This is a genomic window from Streptomyces caelestis (assembly GCF_001279005.1).
Classification (GTDB): domain Bacteria; phylum Actinomycetota; class Actinomycetes; order Streptomycetales; family Streptomycetaceae; genus Streptomyces; species Streptomyces heliomycini.
Genome location: NZ_LGCN01000066.1, coordinates 1 through 480, shown reverse-complemented (window position 1 = coordinate 480; position 480 = coordinate 1). Strand labels below are relative to the sequence as shown.

At 66.7% G+C, this 480-nt stretch carries 1 protein-coding gene; it reads left to right on the top strand.

What is annotated here, in order from left to right; translation table 11 throughout:
• Positions 1-480 (top strand): alpha-amylase family glycosyl hydrolase (locus ADK41_RS06810; protein WP_030837677.1); only part of this gene is annotated, 480 nt, incomplete at both ends.

Here is a 480-nt window from a genome sequence, read left to right as displayed (position 1 = left end):
GGATGCGCGTGATCATCGACTTCGTCATGAACCACACCAGCGACCAGCACCCGTGGTTCCAGGAGTCCCGCAAGGACCCCGACGGCCCCTACGGCGACTTCTACGTGTGGGCGGACGACGACAAGGGCTACCCGGACGCGCGGATCATCTTCGTCGACACCGAGGCCTCCAACTGGACGTACGACCCGGTGCGGGGCCAGTACTACTTCCACCGCTTCTTCTCCCACCAGCCGGACCTCAACTACGAGAACCCGCGCGTGCAGGAGGAGATCCTGGCTGCCCTGCGCTTCTGGCTGGACCTGGGGATCGACGGCTTCCGGCTCGACGCGGTGCCGTACCTCTACGCGGCCGAGGGCACCAACTGCGAGAACCTGCCCGCCTCGCACGCGTTCCTGAAGCGGGTGCGCAAGGAGATCGACACGCAGTACCCGGACACCGTGCTGCTGGCCGAGGCCAACCAGTGGCCGGAGGACGTCGTCG